We start from the raw sequence: 24739 nt of genomic DNA on the forward strand, positions 1-24739 counted from the left end.
GCCCGGTTGAACACACCGCCCGGGTTGATCCCTGGACGGCTTCAGGCTGTTGAGGATTGCACCGTAGACCCTGCACCTGGTGATTCGAGCCGCGGTTCCCGCAGGATCCGGGCGTAGAGCTCCGCGATAAACGGCTCCTTGTCTCGGTTGTAGTCTATAACTCTCCCGGCCCCGTTGCCACGCTCGTTGGTCCTTGCGGCGGAGGCACGTTTGATGCGCGCATAGGCGTCGCGATCCGCCCGGTGGCTGCGCAGCCAATCGCGGAACCTCATCATGCGGGAGGTCTCCGGGCAGCCCGGGGCAAAAACATGGATGTTGGCCACCGGCAGCCCCGAACCGGGTGCGGCCACAAACAAACGGTGGCCGTACCACTGGTGTTCGCGCAATCTGAATTCGAATCCCGCGGCCTCGAGCTGAGGAACGTAGTCCTGCTCGGCGCCTGGGTCCTCGAGCGTGAGCACCACATCGATGACGTCCTTGGCGCTCAATCCCGGCACGGAGGTTGACCCCAGATGCTCGATGGCAAGCGCGCCGCCCCCGAGCGCGCCACGCAAGGTTCCGGCGAGCACCTCAAAATCCCTGCCCCAGCGTGGAGAAGCGGGGACAATACGCAGCGGTGCGGGTTCCGGGATGCCATGGATCCATTCGACCTCCCCGTCATCGGTCAAGGGGGAGCGCAGCAGCGGAAGATGGTCAAGCACGCACAGGTAGCGGTCGCGTCCGGGCCAGCGGGAATCGTGCGGGGAGTCGCTGATGTGGAAGCCGGCGGCGGCGTAGAACCCGATGGCGTCGTCGTCGGTACGCGCGATGACCATGGCTGACTCGTCGGCCTGGATGCGCTGCACCAGCGCGGTGGCCACCCCCTGGTGTCGCAGCGCCGAGGCGACGGCCACGTACTCGATTTCCACCGCGAAAGCATCAAGGCGCCGGTACACGGCCAGGGCACCGGTCTTCCCTGCGGCATCATGGACCACCAGCAGCCCCATGCCGGTGATGCCGGCAATCAGGGTTTCGAGCGCCGCTGAGGTGGCATCGGAGGCCGCGGTGAGCAGGGCCCGGAAGCTCGGGTCATCCCCGAGCTTCCGGACCTGTGCCCGGGCGATGACCGGAGTGTTCATCCGTCCGCCGGGTTCAATCCCAGGGTGTCAAGGGCGAAGGCGTAGTCCCAGGCGCGGGTCTTCCAACCCTCGTAGCGGCCCGAGGCCCCGCCGTGTCCGCCATCCATCTCGATTTTCATCACGATCGGTGCGCTGCCGGTGGTTTCCTCACGCAACTTCGCGACCCATTTGGCCGGCTCCACATAGAGCACCCGGGTGTCGTTGAGCGAGGTGACCGCGGCGATCTTCGGGTAGGGCAGGGCCGCGACGTTCTCATAGGGACTGTAGGACTTCATGTAGTCGTACACCTGAGCATCCTCGATCGGGTTGCCCCATTCCTCCCATTCCAGCGCCGAAAGCGGCAGCTCCGGATCCAGGATGGAGGTCAGCGCGTCGACAAAGGGGACCTGGGCGATGATTCCGGCATAGAGCTGCGGGGCGAGGTTCGCCACCGCACCCATGAGCAGTCCGCCGGCGGACCCGCCCAGCGCCACGATGCGTGCAGGATCGGCCCAACCGGTGTCGATCAGGTGTTTGGTGGCGTCCACGAAGTCGGTGAAGGTGTTCTTCTTGGTCAGCTTTTTCCCATCCAGGTACCACGCCCGGCCCATTTCACCGCCGCCGCGCACGTGGGCGATGACAAAGACGACGCCGCGATCCAGCAGCGAGAGCCGCGGGATGCCGAAGCCCGGGTCCATGGAGGCCTCGTAGCTGCCGTACCCGTAGACCAGCACGGGGTTGGGGGCATCGTTGCTGACATCGGCACGGCGCAGGATGGTCAACGGGATCTTGGTGCCATCTTCGGCGGTGGCCCACTCACGGGTGGCACGGTACTTCTCCGGGTCGTAGTTGTTCACCGGTGTCTGCTTGCGCAGCGTGAGGGTGCCATCGGCCAGCGTGTAGTCATAGACCCGCGCCGGGGTGAAGTCCGAGGTGTAGGTCAGCCGGATCATGGGCGCTTCGAGCTCGGCGTTGGCCAGCGAGGCGGTGTAGAGCTCCTCGTCGAAGGCCGGTTCCACGGCTTCCTGCTGTGCTGCGGTGCCCAGCCCTGCCAGCGGGAGGATTTGGATGCGTTCGGTGGTGTCCTTGCGTACCGCGATGAGAAGGTGGGTGGCGGTGGCTGCGGTGCCCTCGATCTTGACGGTGTCGCGGTGCTCAATGACCGTCTCCCAGCGCTGTTGCGCGTAGGGCAGGTCGATCTGGTCGGCGCGCAGCAGCGAGACCATGTTGTTTAGCGCCTCGCGATCGTGCGTAATGACGTAAGCACGCCCGGAGTCGAGGATGACGGGGTCCACGGAGTGCAGGATGCGGTGTTCGCGGGCCACCAGCATGCGGGGGATTCCCTGTGCGTCGAGCAAGTCCAGGGACAGGGTCTCGGAGTATTCGGAGTTGCCGATGGAGATCAGCAGTTCGGTGCGGTCCGCCGAGAGGTCGAAGCCCAGCCACATGCCGGCATCGTCCTCCTGGAAAATCACCGTATCGGTGGCCGGGTCGGTGCCCAGGGTGTGCGCCTTGATCTGGTGGGGGCGCCAGGAGTCATCAACGACGGTGTAGAAGACGCGGGTTCCGTCGGGGGAAAACACCAGCCCGTAGAACACGTTTTCGATTTCGTCGGGCAGCAGCTCCCCGGTTCTGAGGTCCTTGATGCGCAGGGTGAAGCGTTCATCGCCGGCGTTGTCCTGGGCATAGGCCAGCAGGTTGCCGTCTTCGCTCACGGCCATGCCGCCCAGGGAGAAGAAGGGTTTGCCTTCGGCCTCCTGGTTGCCGTCCAGCAGGATCTGCTCGCCGTCGATCGCGACACCGGCCTCGATGGCCGGCGGGGTCCAGTCCGCGGCCAAATCCGCGGTGTCGGTGGCAGCGACGCGGGAGTGGATGGCGTACTGCGAACCCTCGGCGGTGCGCGTGAAGTACCACCAGCCGCGCTTGCGGGCCGGGACCGAAAGGTCGGTTTCCACGGTGCGTGCCTTGATCTCGTTGAAGATCGTCTCGCGCAGCGGGCCCTGGTCGGCCGTCACGACATCGGCGTAGGCGTTCTCCGCCTCCAGGTGGGAGCGTACCTCGGGGTTGTCCTTGGCCCGCAACCATTCGTAGTTATCCACGAAGTCATCTCCGTGGAAGGAGCGAACGGTGGGGATCTTGGGGGTCTGCGGTGCAATGGGGGCGTGCTCGGCGTGGCTCATGGTTCCATTCAATCCGACTAGCGGCCCAATGGACCCATGGCTTCGCCCAACGCGGACAAAACCTTGGTGCCTCAGGCGCCGGATCAGCGCTGCGGGCTCAGCGCCCGGGTCTATTGCACCGCTCCGTTGGCGTTGATGAGCCTGAGGGTGAACTCCGAGCCGTCGCCTGCGAGATCCACATGGCCGAAGTACTGGTGTTCGCCCGAGCGCGGAGAGGCGGCATGTATTCCTGCCAGGCCCGACGGCCACGGACGGCCAGGGTGTGCACATCGCGCACCGTGTAGCGCGGATCGTCCAGGACCTCCCCGGGATACCCGTTGTTGACTGTCTCATGGTCGTCCCATGGTGCGATCACCGGGACGTGGGCATACATGGCACGCACGTTCTGATCCATCATGTTGTAGCGGTGACGCCCGCGGTACTCCTTAAGGGTCTCGGCGACCTTGGAGACCTCCTCGGTGACCAGGTTGCGCCAGCTGGTGCCATCGGGCTCGGCCAGCCTCGCCTCGATCGGCCCGTCGGCGTAGATGGTGTCCCCGGAGTGCAGGAAGAAATCCGGTGTGGTTGCCGCCATGGCCGCATAGCCGCGCATCCCACCGATGTCCTGGTTGATGCCATAGCCTTGGCCCGCGGTATCGGCGGTCCAGAGGAAGCTTTGGCCCGCGCCGTGCTGGTGGCGCCCCTTGCCCCGGGCCGGGGCGGTGCTGAAGGAGCCCTCCCCGCTTTGGCTGCGCCGCCCCGACTCGTCCTCGAAGAACAGCTCCTACTCACAACGCGTGCCCGCGGGCAACCCGCGGGCGTTGATCTTCGCGGTGAAATCGGTGCCGGAGTGCGCTCGGGACCCGGCCAGCCGCACCGTCCGAGCGAATCGGCCGGTGAGCTTGGTCCCGTGCTCGTCGGCGGCACGCAGGATCGCATGCAGGCGGCCCGGCCCGGAGGCCCTGGACCACAGGACCGCGGAGTTGCTGGAGACATCCCCGGTGGAGATGCCCGAGGGCAAGGTCAACCGGCTGGCGGCCAGCGGTACCGCGAATGGACGCGGTGCTGCGGTGGCGGCTGGCCCGGCCAGCGTGGTGAAACCCAGCGCGGAGAACGCTGCGGCTCCCTTGAGCAGTGAACGACGGTCGGGCAGCGGCGAGGAATGTTCCATGGGACCAGATCACAGCATCGAGGAAACGGGAAGTTGGACGGATGGTTATTTCCTGCCCGGCGGTCCGCGCTCGCCGAATGAACGAGGCAATCGGCCCCTGATCACCTGCCACGTATCACAATGCCGCACCAAAGCGGTGAATTCCCCGCGTGGATGGTGCTTCGGGCCACTGCCAGCATCTAAGATATAAGCCGTGTTAGCGTCCTCACACCATGACGGCGGAACCTGTACCCAAGGAGATGAACGACTTTTGCAGACGTCCAGAATGACTCGAGGTCTGCGGACCTGGCCCCGGGCGGTGATTGCCGCCATTTTGGGTATGTTCCTTCTCTTCGGCGGTGCCGGCGCGGCGATGGCGCAGCCGGCCGACAACGGTGTGGAGGGCAAGACCTTTGTCATCGGCACCGACACTACCTTCGCTCCCTTCGAGTTTCGTAAGGACGGGGAGCTGACCGGCATCGACATGGACCTGGTCCGTGCCATTGCCGAGGACCAGGGCTTCAACGTCGAAATCCGGTCCCTGGGATTCAACGCCGCCTTGCAGGCACTGACCTCTAACCAGGTCGACGGCGTGATTGCCGGCATGTCGATCACCGATGAGCGCAAAGCGGTCTACGACTTCTCCGAGCCCTACTTCGAATCCGGGATCCAGATGGCCGTCGCCAAGGACGACGACGACATCAAGGGCTACGAAGACCTTGCCGGCAAGACCGTGGTCGCCAAGACCGGTTCCGAGGGCGAAACCTACGCCAAGTCCATCGCCGAGGAATATGGTTTCTCCGTCAAGGCGCTTGACCAGTCGGCGACCATGTATGAATCGGTGAAGGCCGGGTCCGCGGTGGCGGTCTTTGACGACTACCCGGTGCTGGCTTACGGCGTGGCCCAGAACAACGGGCTGAAGACCGTGTCCGACAAGGTGCCCGGTGGCTCCTATGGGTTTGCCGTGAACAAGGGCAAGAACACCGCCCTGCTCGCCGCGTTCAACGACGGGCTGGCCACGCTGAAGGCCGACGGCGGCTACGACAAAATCCTGGATTCGTACCTGGCCGATCCGACAGCAGCGGTCCCGACCACTTTTGTGGACCTCTTGGCCAAGTCGTTCCCCGCGCTGATGAGCGGCCTGAAAAACACGCTGCTGGTTACGGCCATCTCCTTTGCCGTAGCCATGGCACTGGGCCTGTTGGCCGGGTTCATGAAACTCTCGAGGAACATCGTGGTGCGGGGCATTTCCACGACCTTCGTGAACATCTTCCGCGGTACCCCGCTGCTGCTGTGGGCCTTCATGTTCTACTTCGGTTTGCCTCAGCTCACCGGATGGGACGTGAGCATCTGGGTTGCCGGCGTGCTGACACTGTCGCTGAACTCCGCAGCCTATGTGGCCGAGATCGTGCGCGGGGCCATCCAGTCCGTGGACCCGGGCCAACTCGAGGCATCGCGCTCCCTGGGTCTGGGCTACGGCAAGTCGATGCAGAAGGTCGTGGTTCCACAGGCCTTCAAGATGATGACTCCTTCGTTGATCAACCAGCTGATCATCATGCTCAAGGACTCCTCATTGCTGCTGGCCATCGGCTTTGGTGAATTGCTCTACCAGGGTCAGCAGATTTACGCGGCGAACTTCCGGGTCACCGAGACCCTGGTCATCGTCGGCTTCATCTACTTCATTGCCATCATGGCCCTGACCAAGCTGGCCAACTACGCCGATAGGAGGTTCAACAAGTGAGTGCCTCACCAGTTGAAACACAGAAACCCGCCAAGATCTCGGTCAAGGGACTGCGCAAGTCCTTCGGCACCAATGAGGTGCTCAAGGGCATCGACGCCGAAGTTGCCGAGGGCGAGGTCGTCTGCGTAATCGGGCCCTCGGGCTCGGGCAAGTCCACGCTGCTGCGCTGCTTGAACAAACTCGAGGAAATCTCCGCCGGCCACGTCATCGTTGACGGCTTCGATGTCACCGATCCGAAGGTCGACATCAACGAGGTCCGCCGTCACGTGGGCATGGTGTTCCAGCACTTCAACCTCTTCCCGCACATGTCGGTGGTGGAGAACATCATGCTCGCCCCGGTGGAGCTAAAGAAGGCCTCCAAGGCCGAGGCCCGCCAGCAGGCGCTGAAGCTGTTGGAGCGGGTGGGTCTGAAGGAGAAGGCCGACGCCCGCCCGGCGGCCCTATCTGGAGGTCAGAAGCAGCGTGTGGCCATCGCCCGTGCGTTGGCCATGAACCCGGGGATCATGCTCTTCGATGAGGCCACCAGCGCACTTGACCCGGAAATGGTCGGCGAGGTGCTTCAGGTCATCCGCGATTTGGCGGACGAGGGTATGACCATGGTCCTGGTGACCCACGAGATGGGATTCGCCAAGGAAATCGGGGACCGCGTGATCTTCATGGATGCAGGCGTGGTCTGTGAATCAGGCCCGCCGGCCGAGCTCTTTGGCAACCCGCAGCAGGAACGCACCAAGGAATTCCTCTCCAAGGTGCTCTAGTACTCGGCATCTCCATCATGGCGGCACCGTCCCGTGGCAGCAAGCCTCGGAACGGTGCCGCCGTTGCTTTTGGGCCGGGTCTGGGAGCAATGCTTAGAATCAATGCTTTTTCTCCGGTGCCTTCCGGCGAAATGAGCAGTATTGTTGGAAACAACCGTCGGGCATGGTGTGAAAGAGGCGAGTAACTTGGGGCTTTTCAGGACTGCAGGACGGGCAGCAGTGGCTGGTTCGGTGGTAGGCCGCGTCCAGCGCAGACAACAGCAACGATTCGCCGCGGAAGATGCGTTGGCGGCTGCCCCGCCCGTGGTCGCGGCGACACCCTTGGCCGGACCATCCCAGCCTTCCTCAATGGACGCCACGGACCACAAACTGGTCCAGCTCAAGCAGCTCGGTGAGCTGCGGGTTGCCGGCGTCCTGACCGAAGAGGAATTCCAGGGCGAGAAGACCAAGATCCTGGCCCTCTAGCATCGCCGTGTGGCCACGGAGTTCGGCTGAATCATCGCTTTTGAGCCATGTGCGGCACTGTTGCTTGTGCCCTCCTAGCCCTTGGCTTTGGGGGCCTGACCGGTGCCGTATCCGATCCCCGGCTTCGGGTTGCCGATCAGCTCGGTGACGGTGACGAAGTGGTAATCTTTGGCGGCGAGATCTTCAAGGATCTTCGGCACGGCCTCGATGGTGGAGGCATGGATGTCATGCATCAACACGATGGATCCGGGCTTGATGTCTTCGGCGGCCCTGATGGTCTTCTTGGTGTCGCGGGTCTGCCAGTCCAACGTGTCCACGCTCCACAGTGCCACCGGAACCTTCAATGACTTCTTCAGGTTCTTGGGCATGGCGCCGTAGGGCGGGCGGACCAACGTCGAGGACTCGCCGGTGGCTTTCTTGATGGCTTCATCGGTTTTGCGCAGCTCGCGTTCACCCGCAGCCACGGACAGCTTGGTCAGGTCCTGGTGTGAGTAGGTGTGGTTGCCGATTTCGTGCCCGCGGGCCAATTCGTCACGCGCGCTCCCGGGGTTCTTGGAGACGTTCTTGCCAATGAGGAAGAACGTTGCCCTAGCGTCGTGTTCATCGAGCACGTCAAGCAGCGACTCCGTGTAGCTTCCGGGGCCGTCGTCGAAGGTCAGTGCGACGCATTTGACCTTGGCACAGTTGGGCCGTTTCGGCTCGGCCTTCTCGACGGGGGAGGCCTCCGGATTCGAAGGTGCTTGGCTGCCTGCTATCGGACCCCCGGCATACCCGGTCCATTTTTCGCTCAGTGGGGCGCCGCAGCTGGCGAGGGTGGCGGTAAGTGTCAGGGCAGCGAGTAAACGACATGCGACGGAGCGGGAAGACATGGTGACCATGCTCCCGGGCGAACCTGCGAAGTTCCTTGATGTGGGGTGCGTTTCGCTCACGATGTGAGCGAAACGAGACCTGTACGAACCAACCGAGCGGGGAAGAATATGAAAGAGGTATCGCTGAACATGAAGCTACAACCAAATATGTGGAATCGTGGTTCCTTGGCGGAGGACGAGTGGATCGGCCCCGCACCCCAATGGCACAAGCGTCAGTGGGCACACCGACACGACCCAAAGATTACATGATGGAAACCGTAACAAAGAGCCCAGCCCTGACCACCGCCGCCCAAACGATGCTGCGCGTGGTGATTGGCTTCCTTTTCGCCGCCCACGGATGGCAGAAGTACTTCCAGTTGACACTGGACGGCACCACCGCGGCCTTCGGTCAGATGGGTGTCCCCGCGGCCGGAATTGTTGCCCCGGTGGTGGCCACGCTAGAGATTGCGGGCGGCATCGCACTGGTCCTCGGTGTCCTGACCCGCATTTTTGCCGTCCTACTGACAGTGAACATGCTCGGAGCATTGTTTATGATCCACGCCGCGGCCGGTGTCTTCATTGAGGTCGGGGGCTTTGAACTGGGGTTGGCACTTGGTGCAGGAGCCGCAGCCATCGCCCTGCTGGGATCGGGGCGCATCTCCATGGACCGGTTCATCCCGGGCCGCATCGCCGCGTAGCACTGAGGGGCAAAAGTGATGTCTATCCGCGGCCACCGGAAGAATCCGGTGCCCGCGGGTACATATGTATTCAGTGCCGAAAGCTACTTCCTGGAATTCAGCAGTTGGTGGCCGTGATCGCTGGATGGATGCGCGGGTACCGCCAATAGCGGGTGGGTGCCGATGGCCTAGGCGGTCTTGTCCCTGTACCTCACCAGAGGGACCGCGTTGAGAATGACCACCAGCACGCTGATCTCATGAATCAGCATCCCCGTTGACATAAACACCTTCTGGAACAGCACACCGGTCAGCAGCATGACCACGGTTCCGACTGCAATCACAGTGTTTTGCTTCATGTTTCGTACCGTGGCCTTGGCCAGCGCGAGCGAGTGCACTAGCTGGTCGAAGCGATTGCTCATCTCATCCGCGGTCTGGATCGACACGTCCGTTCCCGCACCCATGGCCATGCCGACATCCTCTGTGGCAATGGCGGGGGCGTCGTTGATTCCGTCCCCGATCATGGCAACTCGGTGCCCGGCGTCCTTGGGTTCCTGAACGATTCTCACCTTGTCCACCGGCATGAGTTCGGCGTGCACCGCGTCGAGTCCTGGTTGCTTGCCCACCAGAGCGACGGTGTGCCGGTTATCGCCGGTGAGCATCATGATCTCCTTGATTCCGCGGGTTCGTAGGGCCGCAATGGCAACAGCGGCCTCGGGCCGGATCTGGATCGGCCTTGTAGCCAACCCTCCGTACGGATCATTACACCGGCAAAGTCCGGCCGGTGCCTCGGGGCAGGGTGGTCTACAAGTGTGAGAGCGCGGTCCTGTCCCGGATTTCAAGATCCCGTCCCGGATGCAGGAGGATCCACCCCGACCCCTCAAAGTATGCGAGTTTTCGGCTGAACGTCTCGGGTGTCAGACCGAGCAGGGAAGCGATGTCCTTCTTGGAGATCGGGAGTCTGAACATGCCAGTTCCGGCCGCGGGAGCAACCTGCAGCAGGTAGGCAGCGACCCGGTGGTCTGCGTCGTCCCCGGCTACGGAACTGAGCTGGTGTTCGGTTTCGGCCAATCGCCGAGTCAGGGTTTCAAACATCTTCATTGCCACGCCGGGGAAGGACAACAGGTAGGACTGTAGGTCGTCGTGGTGCAGTGCGCAGATATCCGCCGGCTCCAGTGTCACCGCAAAGTGGTCGGCGGCGGTGCGGTCGACGAACGTCGATTCGCCCAGGAAGTCGCCCGGACCAAGGATACGGATGACTTGTTCGTGGCCCGCCGCGGTGATTCGGTAGATCTTCACCAGTCCGGAATGGATGATCATCAGGCTGGCATTGTGTTCGCCTGCCCCGTAGAGCTGGATGTTGCGCGGGTGGCTGCGGTGGGTGACCCTCCGAGCAACTTCGCTCAGCTCGGATTCCGAGAGCTGGGCGAAGAGCGGGACGCGCGCCACGAGTTGCGCCAGCGCGTTTTCACCCCGGGGATGGTTTGGAAGTTGCTGCATGGCACTTATCTAACCAGCAAAACCGGTGTCCAGGGGGCTTGGTGACGCCGGGTACCGGCGAAAGTCCGATGCCCGGCGTCCTCGCGGCGTGGAGCGCGGAAAGTCACGTTCCCGGTTGTCCGCTCTGGTGGAAGATCATGAAACCTTGGGGGACAGCACCGGGTAGCCCAGGTCGGAAATGGTCTTGTCAATGTCTTCGGCTTTCACCAATTCATCGTCGTAGCTGACCTTGATCTTGTTGGAATTGAACATCCCCTGGGTGCTCTCCACCCCCGGCAGCTTGCCGACAACACCCTCGGTCTTCTTGATGCAGGAGGGGCATGCGAACGGTTCGGTTTCGATCTTAACTGTCGCCATGGCGGGTTCACGCTTTCATATCCGATGGCTGATGGTTCCAGCAGTACATCGTTTTTCCTTCCCGGGTGCCTTGGCCTGGATCAAGGCAGCCGTAAAATGAGCTCAGGGGTCGATGAACCACGATATGTATTAGTCACCCGTCCGGTGGCAACACCGCTGCCACCGCCACCGAAGGGGACTTTCAGGCGGTGAGCCAGGCGGTTGCGATGGTCGTTGCTGCTGCGAATGGCGTCAGCAACGACGGCACCACCGCCGCGATGCGGTGCGGCATTCTTGAGCGACGTTGCGGTTCGTTCAACGGGTCGATGATCGGGTCATCCGGTGTGCGAAGGGCCTCGGCGAGACCCCAAGCGGTGGCCAGGATCAAGACCGCGAGGGAGACGTTGCCGACCAGCAACGGGTCGGCGCGAATCCATGGTTCTGTCCCAGCACCGGGGGCCAGGAAGGATGCCAGCACCGCCGCTGCCGTGACGACACCCCACACCAGAAAAAGCATCACTGGGCGGCGGGCCACATGGTTGATGTACACGGGAAGCGTCGCAACCGCCAGGATCGGGATCAGCATCAGCAGGACCTGGGGTAGTGAGTAGCCGAGTCCCGTGCCGGAGAAATACGCCCACACCGCCGGAACCATGGCCAGCAGCGCCAGGAGCGAAATAACAGGCGGAAGAATGGCACCGATCGAGGTGCGTCCTGCATCTTTGACCAGTGGCAGCTCGAGACCCTCGGCGTATTCCCGTGGTGGCCCGAAAGCGATGAGCGGGTCCTGTCCGGAGTCGGCAAGCAGTTCCTTCACTGAAGCAACGGCGTCGCCGATTGCCTCTCCGCGCACCTCGCGCAACCTGAGCTCGAGAGTGAATGTGTCGAGCCACTTTTTCTCGTTCATCGTTTTCATCTTGGTCCTCACGTGGTTTCGGTCTTTTGCGGCTTGAGGTATGCGCTGGTGGTGCGGGCGAAGCTCAGCCAGGCAAAGCGCTGTTCCTCCAGGGAGGCCCGTCCGGCGGCAGTGAGCGAGAAGTACTTACGCCCAGGTCCGCCGTCTCCGGCACGCCACTGGGTTTCCACCCAGCCCGCGGCCTCGAATCGTGTCAGCAGCGGATAAAGCGTCCCGCCCCTGACCGTTCCCATCCCCGCCTCGGCCAATTCGGCGATGATCGCGTACCCGTAGGAAGGCCCGGATTCCAAGGCCTGCAACGCGCACATGCCAAGGGTTGCCCGCATCCAGTCGCTGGGCCAGTCGGCGCGTTCCTCTTGGCGGGGAACTCCTGCCTCGGATTTCTGTTTTGCCTGCATAACTAGATTGTCTGTCGAGCTAGTCTCGCAGTCAAGAACGGCATATCGTGAGGGTCATAAGGTGGCGTGTCGATTGACGTAACAGCACGCCTCCGCATATCCTGAACGAACGGTCAGTAAATAATTCTTTGTCACAGTGAGGTGAGCACTATGGCTGCACAGCAAAAAGGCGGCGGAACGCTATCCGCGGTACTTTCTCCTGAGGAGCAAGCAGGGCAAGATCGGTTTGATCAGATCATTGCCGACGATTCACGCATCGAACCGCGCGATTGGATGCCCGAGGCATACCGCAAGACCCTGACGCGGCAGATGTCGCAGCACGCGCACTCCGAGATCATCGGAATGCAGCCCGAAGCCAACTGGATTACCCGCGCTCCATCGCTGAAGCGTAAGGCCATCCTGATGGCCAAGGTGCAGGACGAGGCCGGACACGGGCTCTACTTGTACTCGGGCACCGAGACGCTGGGCACGCCCCGCGATGTGCTCAACGATCAGTTGATGACGGGCAAGGCCAAGTACTCCTCGATCTTCAACTACCCGGCACGGTCCTGGGCAGACATGGGCGCCATCGGCTGGCTGGTCGACGGCGCAGCCATCGCCAACCAGGTCCCGTTGTGCCGCGCCTCCTACGGCCCCTACGGCCGGGCCATGGTGCGCATCTGTAAGGAAGAGTCCTTCCACCAGCGTCAGGGTTTTGAGATCCTGCTGGAACTTGCCAACGGCACCGAGGCGCAGAAGAAGATGGCGCAGGATGCCATCAACCGCTTCTACGCACCCTCGCTGATGATGTTTGGCCCGCCGGATTCGGACTCCCCGAACTCGGGCCAGTCCACGGCGTGGAAGATCAAGCGTTTCTCCAACGACGAACTGCGCCAGCGCTTTGTCGGCATGATCGTCGAGCAGGTCAAGGTCTTGGGTCTGACCCTGCCTGACCCAGATCTTCGTTTCGATGAAGAAACCGGCACCTGGGTCCACATGGATCTGGACTGGGTGGAGTTTAAGGCCGTCATCGCCGGTAACGGACCCTGCAACGCCCAGCGCTTGCAGCGTCGTCGCGATGCACACAACGAAGGCGCCTGGGTGCGCGAAGCTGCCGCGGCCTACGCGGCAAAGATGGCTCGAAAGACCGAGGTTGCATAGCTCATGACCGAAACACAAGGCACCTGGCCGCTCTGGGAAGTATTCGTCCGTTCTTCCCGCGGGCTTTCACACGTCCACGCCGGATCCCTGCACGCACCGGATTCCGCGATGGCACTGAAGAACGCCCGGGATCTGTACACCCGCCGCAATGAAGGCATTTCCCTGTGGGTTGTGGCCAGCACCGACATCATTGCCTCCGATCCGGATGCCAAGGGCATGTACTTCGAATCGCCGCAGGGCAAGGACTACCGCCACGCCACGTACTACACCAAGTCCGAGGGCGTGAAGCACCTGTGAGCACCCACGAGACCGACCACTCCCTGGACAGCTTCGGCGATTCGAGCGCTTCGGCCACCCGCGTCACCCCGGGCAACGCCCTGCGCCCCGAAGACATCGCCATCGCACAGGCCAAGCCCAGCGAGCCGGTAGCAGAATACGCGCTGCGCCTTGGCGACGACGCCCTGATCCTGGCCCAGAGGCTTTCGCACTGGATCTCCCGCGGACCGGAAATCGAGGAAGACATCGCGCTGGGCAATATTGCCTTGGACCAGCTGGGCCACGCGCGCTCCTTCCTGTCCTACGCCGCCAAGGCCTGGGACAAGGACGAGGACGACCTGGCCTACTGGCGCGAAGAGGAAGACTTCCGCTCGCTGCACCTCGTCGAGCAGCCCAACGGAGACTTCGGCGTGACCATCATGCGCCAGCTGATGATCTCCATCTACCAGCACCTGCTGTACACCGAACTGCTGGAATCCAGCGATCCCACGATCGCCGCGATCTGCGCCAAGGCGGTCAAGGAAGTGGACTACCACCGCGACCACGCCATCTCCTGGACCCTGCGCCTGGGTAGCGGCACCGAGGAATCGGCCGCCCGCATGCGCCACGCGCTGGAGGTGCTCTGGCCCTATGTTGGCGAGATGTTCGAGGACGAGGAACTGCACAGCGCCCTGGGCGATGTTGCCGTGGCTCCCTCGACGCTGCGCGCGGCCTGGGACGAGGAGTTCGCCGCCGTGCTGCACGACGCCGAACTCGAAGTTCCCACCGTTCCCTTCGCGATGGCCCGCGGCCGTCGTGGCGAACACTCGGAATATCTCGGCTTCATTCTCGCCGAAATGCAGGTGTTGGCGCGCAAGCACCCCGGCGCCACCTGGTAAGTAAAGGATAAAAACATGATTGCCACCATCTCCGAGCTTCACGAGATTGCCTCGCGCGTCACCGACCCTGAGATCCCGGTGCTCACCATCGCGGACCTGGGGATCTTGCGTGACGTGGAACTGGAAGGCGACACCGTCGTCGTCACCATCACCCCCACGTACTCTGGCTGCCCGGCGATGGACGCAATCACCGAGGACCTCGGCATTGTCTTCAAGGAATCCGGATATGAGCATGTCCGGGTCAACTTGGTGCTTTCCCCGGCCTGGAGCACCGACTGGATGAGCGAATCCGGTAAGAGCAAGCTCCAGGCCTACGGGATCGCGCCGCCCACCGGCACCGGCCACCGCGGGCCGGTGACCCTGGGCATGGGTGTGAAATGCCCGCAATGCCACTCGCTTAATACCAAGGAACTTTCCCGCTTTGGTTCCACCGCCTGCAAGTCCATGTATCAATGCAAGGACTGCTTGGAACCCTTCGACTACTTCAAGGTGCTCTCATGACAGACACGACGCCCGCCATGCCCGCCATGCCCGCCAACGATGCCGTTGACACCGAGGTCCCGGGACGCCGCCGGACCACCTTCCACACCCTGGAGGTCTCCGAGGTCCGCCGGCTCACCGCCGACGCCATCGAAGTAACTTTCGCGGTGCCCTCCGACTTGGCCGGACAATACGACTACCTTCCGGGCCAGTACGTGGCCCTGCGCAAGGAGCTGGAGGATGCCGAGGGTAACCTCGTCGAGCTGCGCCGCAGCTACTCGATTTGCGCCGAACCTACAGCCGGGGCCATCCACGTGGCCATCAAGCGCGACATCGGAGGCATCTTCTCCACCTGGGCCAACGAGTCCCTGGTGGTCGGGGACTCCATGGATGTCATGAGCCCCACCGGCGGCTTCATCTCCAAGCACAAGATGAACGGGATGAACGACCCCGAGGACATCGACGTCGAAAACGAAGACACCTTTGTTGCCGTTGCCGCAGGCTCGGGAATCACCCCGGTGATGGCCATCGCCCGCACGGTGCTGGCCGCCAACAAAAACGTCCACTTCGATCTGATCTACGCGAACAAGGCCGCCATGGACGTGATGTTCCTGGAGGAACTTGCGGACCTCAAGGACCGCTACCCGGCGCGCTTTGCCCTGCACCATGTGCTCAGCCGTGAACAACGGATCTCCCCGCTGCTCTCGGGCCGCATCGACGCCGAAAAGCTGAACAAGCTGCTGGGTTCGGTCATCCGCACCGACCAGGTTGACGAATGGTTCCTCTGTGGTCCCTTCGAACTGGTCCAGCTGGTCCGTGACAACCTCTCCGCTCAGGGAGTGGCCCCCGAGAAGGTCCGCTACGAGCTGTTCACCACCGGTGAGCCGACCCGTCCGGAGGGCAACATCGGCCGTCCGGTCGTGATCGATGAGTCAGATGAGACCTACCAGATCGAGTTCAAGCTCGACGGTCTCCAGGGCGAGGTCAAGAGCCCGGTCAATGCTCGTGAGACAGTCCTGAACGCCGCCCTGCGCGTGCGCCCGGACGTCCCGTTCGCCTGCGCTGGCGGGGTGTGCGGCACCTGCCGCGCCAAGGTTGTTGAAGGCACCGTGGACATGGACGAGAACTACGCCCTGGAACCGGACGAGATCGAGAAGGGCTACGTGCTGACCTGTCAGTCGCGGCCCACCACCGCTCGCGTCCTGGTCGACTACGACGCCTAAGCACCAAATAACCCAGACAGGGATCCATCCGCGTATGCGGGTGGATCCCTGTCATAGGATCTAATACCCCAAGGGATGCGGACCACCATGATTGAACTGAACATTGCCGACGGTGTGGCCGAGATTGTGCTCAACGCCCCGGAAAAGATGAACTCGCTGGACGAAGCGGCGCTGGCCGAACTCGAGGCCGCCTTTGATCGGGCCGCCGAGGGCGTTGAAACCGGCGAGGTGCGGGCCGTGCTGCTGCGCGGCGAGGGTCGCGGCTTCTGCGCCGGACGAGACATCTCCGGGGTCGTTCCGGCCGATGACGATGTCATGGGATACCTCGGTGGCAAGGTCCAGCCGTTGCTGGCCAAGATGTCCTCCTTCCCCGCACCCACGTTCGCTGCTGTGCAGGGCGCGTGCCTGGGCGTTGGACTGGGCCTGGCCATCGCTACCGATGTCGTCTACGTGGCCCAGAACGCCAAGATCGGTTCGCCCTTCGCCAACCTCGGTGCGACCCTCGATTCCGGAGGACACTGGTTGTTCACCGAGCGCCTCGGTACGCACCGAACCCTGGACATGATCTACACCGCCGAACTGATCAGCGGAGCCGACGCCGTGGCTTCGGGATTGTTCTCACGGGCCATGCCGGCCGATGAACTGTTGGAAAATACCCGAGAGATCGTGGCCAAAGTTGCCGTCGGTGCCACCGAAGCCTTCCGCGCGTCGAAGGAACTCGTGGCCCAGATCCGCGATCAGCGATTGGGGCTGTGGGAGTCGATGGCCAACGAGAATCAGGCCCAGGCCGACCTCTGCGACACCGAGGACTACGCCGAGGGATTCGCTGCCTTCCAGCAAAAGCGGAAACCGGTTTTCAAGGGCTGAGAAAGTCGCGTGCGGCCGCTGCCGTCAGTGATGCAGTCAAGTGGACGACAACTTGATGCACCATGTCGATCGTCGTGTTCATGGCAACGAGTCCGGACTCGGTGTGGCGCTGACGGCCGGATGCCGCGCTGAAGCCGTAGAAGCTGACTGACCGGACCACCAAGTATCAGTGGCCAGGAACGAGCTAGTCTGGATAGACAGCGGATCAACGGAAAGGCTCATCATGGCCGACAAGCTTGAAGTTGAGCAGCGATGGCCAGAGCTGTTCACCAAACTGAGTGTTATTCAGCGCAATGCCGTTTGGCAGTCGCTTGCATCTGCTTGGCACGAGGGGTGGCTTCCCAACCGTGAAGACGTGGAGAATCTGACGGACCGCGCACAAGGTGCAATCGACTCGGCTGAGTATCGTCGTCGGGCACACGCGGCAGCCCGTCGACGCGTGGTCGTTACCAGCCGCTAATGGCACCCCGCCAAGACACGTGGGAATCATACTTTTACGAGCCGCCGGATATCGGCGCGGCGTCCCCGCAAGGTAAGCCGCGCCCGGCTCGGCAACTCGATCCGTGAGCTGAGGGCTACCGCAGGTGGCATGACCTAGGCCGAACTTGGCGCCCTGGTCGGGGTGACGCGCCAGACCATCATTGCCATCGAACAAGGGAAATACTCACCGTCGCTAGAATCGGCATTCCGGATCGCCCACGCACTGAACCGCCCGATCACCGAGGTCTTCAGGTACGAAATCGGGGCGGCGTTGAGCGACGGAGACTAAGCTTCCTTGCGAGCGTCGCTACGAAGCAGAGCCAACAGAGGCAGGGCCGCGAAGGCTGTCAGGCCCACCCAGATCCACATGGCGTGCTGCAGACCCAGCGCGTCCCCAGCCAGACCGCCGACGATCCCCAGGACCGGGACCGGCCCCATGGTGAACACCAACCGGAAACCCTGTTGGCGCCCCATCATCTCGTCCGGGGTGGAACCGGCCAGCAGCCCGTAGGCAGTGGCGTTGTAGGAAACCATCAGCGCGTTGTAAAGCACCGAATGCCCGATGATTACCCACACGGCTCCGGTGCCGGCGAAAGCGGCCAAGGGGACCATTGCCACTGCCAGCGGCAGGAGAAAGATGGATATGGCAAGAATCCGGTATTCGCCCCATTTGCTCACGAGGGACGGGACGACCAGCGAGCCAAGAAGCCCACCGACGGCGATGGTGGAAATGACCAAACCAATGGCCTGAGGTGTAAAACCAAGGACCTTGACGAAGTACAGCGTCTCCAGGGCCGAACCGAAGGCCAATCCCATGTTGGTGATCGCCGATGAGGACACGAGGGCGCGGATGACGGGGTTCTTGAGCGTGAAGCGAAGCCCCTCGCCGAAGGATTCCCGGAAGCCGATTCGCGGTGCCGATTCAGCAGATGGCACCGCTTGTAGCGGTTTCTTACGAAATCCCCCCAGCAGCGTGGCGGCGGCTAGTAGGTTGGCGGTTCCGGCGACGAGCAAGGTGAAGGGCGCCGACATGACGGCGACCAGGACGCCGGCCAACCCCGGGGAGGCGATCCCGACCGAGGTTTCGACGGTTTCTTTGCGTGCGTAAGCAGTGGAAACCAGATCCCGTCCCACGATCGACGGCAGCGCAGATCCGCCACCCATGCTCCACAACATTCCTGCCACTCCCACCAGGAACGAAACTAACACCAGCTGCAGGTAGCTCAGGGCCCCGACCGACCAAGCCAGTGGCACCGAGAAAATGGCCAGACCCGCCGCCAGCTGCGCCCACATCATGGTCTTGATCCGGTTGACGCGGTCGAGCATGATTCCCGCGGGGATCGCCAGGAACAAGAACGCCACCGATTCGGAGGCATTGAGGATTCCGATCTGGGTCGCGCTGGCGCCGAGGGCATAGATGGCGACCAAATCGTTGGCGACATTCAGGATGCCCGTCGACAGGGCACCAAACGCAATGGAAAACAGCAGCGCCGGGAATCCCGGGCGGTCGCGCAGACGCAGTTTCGGCGAAGCTGGCGCTAGCTCGGAATCCTCCGCAGCATCCTTGTCCATGATTTCCCCGATCGACTGCCTCGCCTCAAGCCATTGGGAAGAGTCTATGGGATGTGGGGTGACTAACGGGTGTCAACATCCTCGAAGATCAGGAACGTTTGGGTGTCCAGCACCCCGGGCATGGACTGCAGCTGGTCAAAGACGACGCGACGCAGATCAACGTTGTCCCGTGCCCGCACCAGCAAGATCACATCGAAGTTTCCCCCGACCAAGCCGATGTGGTGAACCTCGGGAATCGCTGTGAGTCGCTCACGCAACTCGCGCCAGGAATGCTGGCGCAGTTTGAGCGTCACGTAGGCGCTGGCACGCAGTCCCGCGCGCAGCGGGTCGATGACCGCGGTGTAGCGCGTAATGACCCCCTCATCCTGGAGTCGATTGATCCGTGAATAGGCATGGGCGCGCGAAACATGGACCTTCTGTGCGACGGTGGTGACCGACTGGCGCCCGTCCCGGGTGAGTTCCTCCAGGATCCGCTGATCCACGTCGTCAAGCCGTACCGGGGGAGTCTCCATCGGGTGCCTCTTTCCGCTTTGTCCAAAAACCGTCATGTTGCGACGGTCACACTATCGTTTCGTCTTCGATAATACCGATCTTGTGCGCACTATTCCAGAGTTTTTCCACATACTGGATACATTTCATCACTAATACACATAATTAAGACAAGAACTGACGTTTGCCGGGTGAGGCCCGGTATCGACGTCCCGCACCACAAGAAAGGCGTGAACCGTGACAAACACCGAAGCACGCGACGCGATGGAGCATGTGAGCAGCAAATTCGGGATCACTCCCGAGGACTACATGCTCCCGGCACGCAGCGAAATCCACATGCTCGACGTCAATGGCAAGCTGCACCCTTCGGGTCAGCAGGGTGTCGAGCCCGGACACGAGTACCCGCTGCCGAATCCCAAGGCACTGGTGGACGCTTACGAGCAGCTAGTCATCGGACGGCGCGTTAACGACCAGAACTCGGCGCTCGTGCGCCAGGGGCGCATGGCCGTCTACCCTTCCAGCCACGGGCAGGAAGCCTGCCAGGTTGCTGCAGCACTGTGCCTGGACGAGGGCGACTGGATGTTCCCCACGTACCGCGACTCGGTGGCCGTGATGGCCAAGGGTGTCGCACCGATGGAGGTCATGGCCGGATTCCAAGGTGACTGGCACTGCGGCTACGACCCGAAGCAGTACAAGGTGTCGGCCCAGGCAACTCCCTTGACCACCCAGTTGCTGCACGCCGTGGGCGTCGCCCACGCCGCGAAGCTGCGCGGCGAGGATACTGTGGTGATCGCCATGTGCGGCGACGGAGCCACCTCCGAGGGGGACTTCCACGAAGCGCTGAACTTTGCTGCGGTATTCAACCTGCCGGTGATCTTCTTCGTGCAGAACAACCAGTACGCGATCTCCGTTCCACTCTCCCAGCAGTCTGTGGCGCCGTCGCTGGCCCACAAGGCCGTGGGTTACGGCATGGCCGGCGAACGTGTGGACGGAAACGACCTAGTGGCACTGTTGGCCGTGTTGGGCCGCGCCGTGCGCCTGGCCCGTGAAGGCAATGGCCCGCTGCTCATCGAGGCACACACCTATCGCATGCAGGCGCACACCAACGCCGACGATTCCACCCGCTACCGTGAAGACGCCGAAGTACAGAGCTGGATCGCGAAAGACCCGGTCACGCGCATGCGGACCTACCTCGACGAAGCCGGCTTGCTGCCCGAGGCAACCGTGGAGCGGATCACCGCCAGCGCCGAGGCAGTGGCCAAGACGCTACGCGATGGCATGAACTCGGAACAGGTCCCGGACCCGGCCGACATCTTCGCCTACGTCTATTCGAGCCCCACCACCCAGATGACCGAGCAGGCGGCACTGCTCGCCGACGAACTCGCCCGCGAGGAGGACACAAAATGAGCACCACGGTAATCACTTCCTCGGCGGCCAACGGCAACGTCAGCGCGGCCACCGCCGCTGCCGCGGCACGCACCGCTGACACCGGATTGAAGCCGGTGACCTTCGCTAAGGCACTGAACACCGCGATGGCAGATGCCATGGCCCTGGATGAGTCGGTACTGGTCTTCGGCGAAGACGTTGGCGTCCTGGGCGGCGTCTTCCGCATCACCGACGGTCTGACCAAGCGCTTTGGCAACGACCGCTGCTTTGATACGCCGCTGGCGGAGTCAGGCATCGTGGGCATGGCCATCGGCATGGCGATGAACGACATGCGTCCGGTCATCGAGATGCAGTTCGATGCCTTTGCTTACCCCGCGTTCGAACAGATCGCCTCGCACGTGGCCAAGATGCACAACCGCACCAAGGGCAGGATGCCCCTGCCGATGGTCATCCGCATTCCTTACGCCGGTGGCGTCGGGGGAGTGGAGCACCACTGCGACTCCTCCGAAAGCTACTACGCGCACACCCCGGGCCTGAAGGTCTTCACCCCGGCCACGGTGAGAGACGCGTACCTGATGCTGCGTGAGGCCATCGACTCCCCTGACCCGGTCGTCTTCATGGAACCCAAGAAGCTCTACTGGTCCAAGGATCAGGTCGATCTGGAAGCGCTGCGTGTTTCACACGAGACCTCAGCGGTCCCGCCGACCGAAGGCCGGGCCGCCATTGCCCGCCCCGGCACCGACGCCACGCTGATTGCCTACGGCCCCTCGGTTTCCACCGCCATGGCCGCAGCAGAAGCCGCAGCCCTAGAAGGGCGCAGCCTCGAAGTCATTGACGTGCGCACCATCGTGCCGTTGGATGATGCGACCATCTGCGAATCGGTGCGCAAGACCGGCCGTGCCGTGGTCATCGCCGAAGCCCCGGGCTTCGCCTCGGTCTCCAGCGAGATCGTCGCCCGCATCCAGGAGCGGTGCTTCCACTCCCTGGCCGCACCGGTGCTGCGCGTGACAGGGTTCGATACCCCGTTCCCGGCACCGAAACTCGAGAAGTACTACTTGCCATCCGTTGACCGCATCCTGGATGCCGTCGATGCGTTGCAGTGGGAGGAAGGGGCATGAGCATGAAAACCTTTTTGCTGCCGGACCTCGGTGAAGGATTAACCGAGGCCGAACTGGTCAAGTGGTTGGTCGCAGTCGGGGACACCGTGGTCATCGATCAGCCCATCGCCGAGGTGGAGACCGCCAAGTCCATGGTGGAGGTACCTAGCCCCTACGCCGGAACCGTGCACGAGCTGCACGGCACTGTCGGAGAAATGGTGCTGGTGGACACCCCGCTGTTCTCGGTGCTCGAGGAAGGTTCCGCCGCCCCGGCCGCGGAACCCCAGCCGGCCGCGCCGGAACGGGAAGTGGCGCAAAGCTACCGCGAGGAAGAGCGCGCAGGTACTCAGGAACCGGCCAGCGAAGGCTCGGGCAACGTGCTGATCGGCTATGGGACCCCCGAGGGACTCTCGGCCAAGGCCCGCAAGCGCCGTCCGCGCCAGAGCGCCGGAACCCCCTTGGCGCCCGCCGCCCGGGGCGAGGCTGTAGCCCCGCGCCGCGCGCCGTTGGTGATTTCCCCGCTGGTGCGCAAGCTCGCCCGGGAACTGGGCATCAACATCGCCGAGGTCACAGGCAGTGGCGCCGGAGGACTGGTGTTGCGCTCGGACATCGAGGCGGCGGCAGCAGTGCGCTCCGCCCCCGCGGCTCCGGCTTCTGCACCCGTAGCTCCGGCAACGACGCCGGCACCCGCGCAGCCTGCCGGCGATATCGATTCTCGCTCGGGCCTGCCCATTGCCTCGCGGACCCCGATCACCGGGGTGCGCAAGACCATCGCCTCGGCCATGACCCGGTCGCGTAGCGAAATCCCCGAGGCGACCGTCTGGGTGGATGTGGATGTCAGCAACCTGCTGGCGCTGCGCTCCGATATGAAGGCGAAGGACCCGAAGAACACCCCGGGCCTGTTGGCCTTCATCGCACGCTTCGTGGTCGCCGGGCTGCAGAAGTATCCGGAACTGAACAGCCGGATCGAACAGAGCGCCGAGGGCCCGGCCGAGATCGTCGGTTTCGAGGGAATCAACCTGGGCATCGCGGCGCAGACCGATCGCGGACTGATGGTCCCCTCGATCCGCAACGCGCAGAACCTCAGCGCCCGCGGCCTCAACGCCGAGTTGGCCAGGCTGACCGAGGTCACCCGCGCCGGCAAGGCTTCCGTGGCCGAGCTGACCAGCGGCACCTTCACGCTGAACAACTACGGGGTCTTCGGTGTTGATGGCTCGGCCGCCATCATCAATTACCCCGAGGTAGCGATCCTGGGTGTCGGGCGGATCATCGACAAGCCGTGGGTCGTCGAGGGTGAACTTGCGGTACGCAAGCTCACCGAGCTGACCCTGGCCTTCGACCACCGCGCCTGCGACGGGGGAACCGCCGCAGGGTTCCTGCGCTTTGTTGCCGACGCGATGGAGAACCCGGCAGCGGTACTGGCCGACCTCTAGGCTGGTACTAACCAACGCTCACGGCCCGGGTGCGGCAGGATAACCCCTGCCGCACCCGGGCCTTTGCCGTTGTCCAGGTGCCACGCCCGCAAAAACGTGGGAGCGGCGCGGCCCAGGTAACGAGTTTTCCTGGCCCGCGCCCTAGTCCCTGAGGTCCGGCCGAACTATCCTGAAGCCATGGACAAGCTACCTGTTGAATACGAGCAGTACCTTGAAGGCAAGGACGAGTTTCACATCGACACCATCATGCCGGTCTTCCGCGAGTCGATGGCCGAGCGAAAATTCGGCGTCCACATCCGCGGGCTCGGTGGGCACTCCGAGCAGGCCTTCGTGGATGAGGCAGTTCCCTTTGGCAAAGTGAAGATCACCGTCGTCTAACCGACCCCAAAGCGGTGGCACGCCGACCTATCCCTGCGGCACCACCGTGTCACATGGGACCTCGGTCGTGGCCGCGGCGTTTTTACGGCAGAATGTGGATACCGCCGATTTATCGGCAACCACCGGCTCCGAGGAAACGGGTACCCCGCGATGACCAAGGCCCGCAAACCGCTTGTTGAGCAGCTTGCCCCGCACTGCTGGCGGCTGCTGAACCACGGGTTTTCGATGAACACCGGATTGATCGTGGGCGCCCAACACGCCGCGGTCATCGATACCGGTTCCGGGCCGCGCGAGGCAGCCGGCCTCCACACGGCGATCCGCAAAATCACCGACCTGCCCCTGCTGGTCATCAACACCCACGCCCACGGGGACCATGTCTTTGGCAACAGCTATTTCGCAGCCCAGGGGGTGGAAGAATTCCACGCCAGCGCCGCCGCCGCAGAACACCTGCGCAGCATGGGTGAAAACGAACGCCAACTAGTCAGGTTCCTGGAACCCGAGATGGCGATGCGCCAAGGCGAATACTCGAAGATCCTAGTTCCGCAACGGCTGGTTACCGCCGACGAGACAATGCTGGATCTAGGCGGGCTAGAGCTGCAGTTTTTACTGCCGGGTCCCGGGCACACCGACGGGGATCTGATGGTGCGCTGCGGCGAGGTGCTATTCACCGGGGATCTGGTCGAAGAAGGCGGGCCACCGAACTTCGAGGATGCCGACCCTTATGCCTGGGCCGAACTGCTGGGCAAGCTCGAGTCCGAATGCGGGCAGAGAACCATCGTGGTACCGGGACACGGCAACCCGGTGGATATCGCGTTCGTGAGCCGGCAGCACCGTCAGCTACGTGCCGCAATCTTGGAAGGCGAAGCGATCGTGCGTTCCTCGCCTGCAGGTAGCTTCGATCCCACGGCCCACCAACTCGAAGTGCTGCCCTACGGACCCGAGCAATCGGCGATCTTCCTGCAGCGGCTGAGCGTAAAAATGAGCTAGCTGGTTGCGTAGGA

General features: G+C 63.0%; 27 protein-coding genes and 1 pseudogene. 17 read left to right on the forward strand and 11 right to left on the reverse strand.

The annotated features are described in order from the left end of the window. Positions 1–41 precede the first annotated feature (41 nt). From ADIAG_RS20120 to ADIAG_RS20870, 3 genes and pseudogenes are all read right to left on the reverse strand, one after another. Positions 42–1118, reverse strand: a complete 1077-nt coding sequence (locus ADIAG_RS20120; RefSeq protein ID WP_007270907.1) for a GNAT family N-acetyltransferase — start codon at positions 1116–1118, stop codon at positions 42–44. After that, the gene (locus ADIAG_RS08345) at positions 1115–3277 is read right to left on the reverse strand and encodes a S9 family peptidase (protein WP_007270908.1); all 2163 of its coding nucleotides are present in this window, start codon (positions 3275–3277) and stop codon (positions 1115–1117) included. Before ADIAG_RS08345 ends, ADIAG_RS20120 begins: the two co-directional genes overlap by 4 nt. A gap of 178 nt (positions 3278–3455) precedes the next feature. After that, positions 3456–4427 (reverse strand): annotated as a pseudogene (locus ADIAG_RS20870) (alkaline phosphatase D family protein); the annotation flags it as partial. A gap of 265 nt (positions 4428–4692) precedes the next feature. Here ADIAG_RS20870 and ADIAG_RS08355 point away from each other — a divergent pair. The 3 genes from ADIAG_RS08355 (at position 4693) to ADIAG_RS08365 (ending at position 7367) form a co-directional block, all read left to right on the forward strand. After that, the gene (locus ADIAG_RS08355; protein ID WP_007270911.1) at positions 4693–6147 is read left to right on the forward strand and encodes an amino acid ABC transporter substrate-binding protein/permease; all 1455 of its coding nucleotides are present in this window, start codon (positions 4693–4695) and stop codon (positions 6145–6147) included. Beyond that, positions 6144–6902: an amino acid ABC transporter ATP-binding protein gene (locus ADIAG_RS08360; RefSeq protein ID WP_007270912.1), complete on the forward strand. Its 759-nt coding sequence runs from the start codon at positions 6144–6146 to the stop codon at positions 6900–6902. Before ADIAG_RS08355 ends, ADIAG_RS08360 begins: the two co-directional genes overlap by 4 nt. Positions 6903–7088: 186 nt before the next feature. Continuing rightward, on the forward strand, positions 7089–7367 hold the full coding sequence (locus tag ADIAG_RS08365; RefSeq protein ID WP_043474269.1) for an SHOCT domain-containing protein: 279 nt from the start codon (positions 7089–7091) through the stop codon (positions 7365–7367). A gap of 74 nt (positions 7368–7441) precedes the next feature. On the opposite strand, the gene ADIAG_RS08370 is transcribed toward ADIAG_RS08365, so the two are convergent. Next, entirely contained in the window at positions 7442–8236 is a 795-nt protein-coding gene (locus ADIAG_RS08370) for a polysaccharide deacetylase family protein (RefSeq protein ID WP_007270914.1), read from the reverse strand. 245 nt (positions 8237–8481) lie between these two features. Here ADIAG_RS08370 and ADIAG_RS08375 point away from each other — a divergent pair, with 245 nt between their 5' ends. Next, positions 8482–8913: a DoxX family protein gene (locus tag ADIAG_RS08375; RefSeq protein WP_007270915.1), complete on the forward strand. Its 432-nt coding sequence runs from the start codon at positions 8482–8484 to the stop codon at positions 8911–8913. Positions 8914–9080: 167 nt separating this feature from the next. On the opposite strand, the gene ADIAG_RS08380 is transcribed toward ADIAG_RS08375, so the two are convergent. The 5 genes from ADIAG_RS08380 to ADIAG_RS08400 all read right to left on the reverse strand — a co-directional run bounded on the left by ADIAG_RS08380 (position 9081) and on the right by ADIAG_RS08400 (position 12039). Next, entirely contained in the window at positions 9081–9635 is a 555-nt protein-coding gene (locus ADIAG_RS08380; RefSeq protein ID WP_043474115.1) for an HAD-IC family P-type ATPase, read from the reverse strand. Positions 9636–9693: 58 nt separating this feature from the next. After that, complete coding sequence (locus ADIAG_RS08385; RefSeq protein ID WP_007270917.1) at positions 9694–10389, reverse strand: Crp/Fnr family transcriptional regulator; 696 nt, start codon at positions 10387–10389, stop codon at positions 9694–9696. Positions 10390–10524: 135 nt separating this feature from the next. Continuing rightward, positions 10525–10746, reverse strand: a complete 222-nt coding sequence (locus ADIAG_RS08390; protein WP_007270918.1) for a heavy-metal-associated domain-containing protein — start codon at positions 10744–10746, stop codon at positions 10525–10527. A 181-nt stretch (positions 10747–10927) separates the two neighbouring features. Then, positions 10928–11632: a hypothetical protein gene (locus ADIAG_RS20135; protein WP_051059878.1), complete on the reverse strand. Its 705-nt coding sequence runs from the start codon at positions 11630–11632 to the stop codon at positions 10928–10930. A 17-nt stretch (positions 11633–11649) separates the two neighbouring features. After that, positions 11650–12039 (reverse strand): PadR family transcriptional regulator, encoded by a 390-nt coding sequence (locus ADIAG_RS08400; RefSeq protein WP_007270920.1) that lies wholly within the window; start codon positions 12037–12039, stop codon positions 11650–11652. Between the two features lie 150 nt (positions 12040–12189). Here ADIAG_RS08400 and paaA point away from each other — a divergent pair, with 150 nt between their 5' ends. The 8 genes from paaA to ADIAG_RS08435 all read left to right on the forward strand — a co-directional run bounded on the left by paaA (position 12190) and on the right by ADIAG_RS08435 (position 17672). Next, the gene (gene paaA / locus ADIAG_RS08405; RefSeq protein ID WP_007270921.1) at positions 12190–13179 is read left to right on the forward strand and encodes a 1,2-phenylacetyl-CoA epoxidase subunit PaaA; all 990 of its coding nucleotides are present in this window, start codon (positions 12190–12192) and stop codon (positions 13177–13179) included. A 3-nt stretch (positions 13180–13182) separates the two neighbouring features. Then, positions 13183–13476 carry a 1,2-phenylacetyl-CoA epoxidase subunit PaaB gene (gene paaB / locus ADIAG_RS08410; protein ID WP_007270922.1) on the forward strand — a complete coding sequence of 98 codons (294 nt, stop codon included), beginning with the start codon at positions 13183–13185 and terminating at the stop codon, positions 13474–13476. Further along, positions 13473–14333, forward strand: a complete 861-nt coding sequence (gene paaC / locus ADIAG_RS08415) for a 1,2-phenylacetyl-CoA epoxidase subunit PaaC (protein WP_007270923.1) — start codon at positions 13473–13475, stop codon at positions 14331–14333. Before paaB ends, paaC begins: the two co-directional genes overlap by 4 nt. A gap of 15 nt (positions 14334–14348) precedes the next feature. Then, positions 14349–14834, forward strand: a complete 486-nt coding sequence (paaD, locus tag ADIAG_RS08420; protein WP_007270924.1) for a 1,2-phenylacetyl-CoA epoxidase subunit PaaD — start codon at positions 14349–14351, stop codon at positions 14832–14834. Between the two features lie 17 nt (positions 14835–14851). Continuing rightward, positions 14852–16036 (forward strand): 1,2-phenylacetyl-CoA epoxidase subunit PaaE, encoded by a 1185-nt coding sequence (gene paaE / locus ADIAG_RS08425; RefSeq protein WP_043474273.1) that lies wholly within the window; start codon positions 14852–14854, stop codon positions 16034–16036. Between the two features lie 87 nt (positions 16037–16123). Beyond that, entirely contained in the window at positions 16124–16903 is a 780-nt protein-coding gene (locus ADIAG_RS08430) for an enoyl-CoA hydratase/isomerase family protein (RefSeq protein ID WP_007270926.1), read from the forward strand. Between the two features lie 223 nt (positions 16904–17126). After that, positions 17127–17363: an antitoxin VbhA family protein gene (locus ADIAG_RS20875; protein ID WP_007270927.1), complete on the forward strand. Its 237-nt coding sequence runs from the start codon at positions 17127–17129 to the stop codon at positions 17361–17363. A gap of 153 nt (positions 17364–17516) precedes the next feature. Then, a complete protein-coding gene (locus ADIAG_RS08435) occupies positions 17517–17672 on the forward strand; it encodes a helix-turn-helix transcriptional regulator (protein ID WP_321162814.1) in 156 nt (51 codons plus the stop codon). Here ADIAG_RS08435 and ADIAG_RS08440 read toward each other — a convergent pair. Both ADIAG_RS08440 and ADIAG_RS08445 read right to left on the reverse strand, forming a co-directional pair. Then, the gene (locus ADIAG_RS08440; RefSeq protein ID WP_007270928.1) at positions 17669–18955 is read right to left on the reverse strand and encodes an MFS transporter; all 1287 of its coding nucleotides are present in this window, start codon (positions 18953–18955) and stop codon (positions 17669–17671) included. The genes ADIAG_RS08435 and ADIAG_RS08440 overlap by 4 nt on opposite strands. Positions 18956–19017: 62 nt before the next feature. Then, positions 19018–19467 carry an Lrp/AsnC family transcriptional regulator gene (locus ADIAG_RS08445; RefSeq protein WP_007270929.1) on the reverse strand — a complete coding sequence of 150 codons (450 nt, stop codon included), beginning with the start codon at positions 19465–19467 and terminating at the stop codon, positions 19018–19020. Positions 19468–19708: 241 nt separating this feature from the next. Here ADIAG_RS08445 and ADIAG_RS08450 point away from each other — a divergent pair, with 241 nt between their 5' ends. The 5 genes from ADIAG_RS08450 (at position 19709) to ADIAG_RS08470 (ending at position 24725) form a co-directional block, all read left to right on the forward strand. Next, entirely contained in the window at positions 19709–20851 is a 1143-nt protein-coding gene (locus ADIAG_RS08450; RefSeq protein WP_043474275.1) for a thiamine pyrophosphate-dependent enzyme, read from the forward strand. Further along, on the forward strand, positions 20848–21948 hold the full coding sequence (locus ADIAG_RS08455; RefSeq protein ID WP_007270931.1) for an alpha-ketoacid dehydrogenase subunit beta: 1101 nt from the start codon (positions 20848–20850) through the stop codon (positions 21946–21948). Before ADIAG_RS08450 ends, ADIAG_RS08455 begins: the two co-directional genes overlap by 4 nt. Further along, positions 21945–23360, forward strand: coding sequence for a dihydrolipoamide acetyltransferase family protein (locus ADIAG_RS08460; protein WP_007270932.1), 1416 nt, complete (start codon positions 21945–21947; stop codon positions 23358–23360). The genes ADIAG_RS08455 and ADIAG_RS08460 overlap by 4 nt, the downstream gene beginning before the upstream one ends. Before the next feature lie 177 nt (positions 23361–23537). Further along, the gene (locus tag ADIAG_RS08465; RefSeq protein ID WP_007270933.1) at positions 23538–23738 is read left to right on the forward strand and encodes a hypothetical protein; all 201 of its coding nucleotides are present in this window, start codon (positions 23538–23540) and stop codon (positions 23736–23738) included. 150 nt (positions 23739–23888) lie between these two features. Then, complete coding sequence (locus tag ADIAG_RS08470) at positions 23889–24725, forward strand: MBL fold metallo-hydrolase (RefSeq protein WP_007270934.1); 837 nt, start codon at positions 23889–23891, stop codon at positions 24723–24725. Positions 24726–24739: the final 14 nt, after the last annotated feature.

Origin of the sequence: Paeniglutamicibacter gangotriensis Lz1y, assembly GCF_000348945.1 — a bacterium.
Classification (GTDB): domain Bacteria; phylum Actinomycetota; class Actinomycetes; order Actinomycetales; family Micrococcaceae; genus Paeniglutamicibacter; species Paeniglutamicibacter gangotriensis.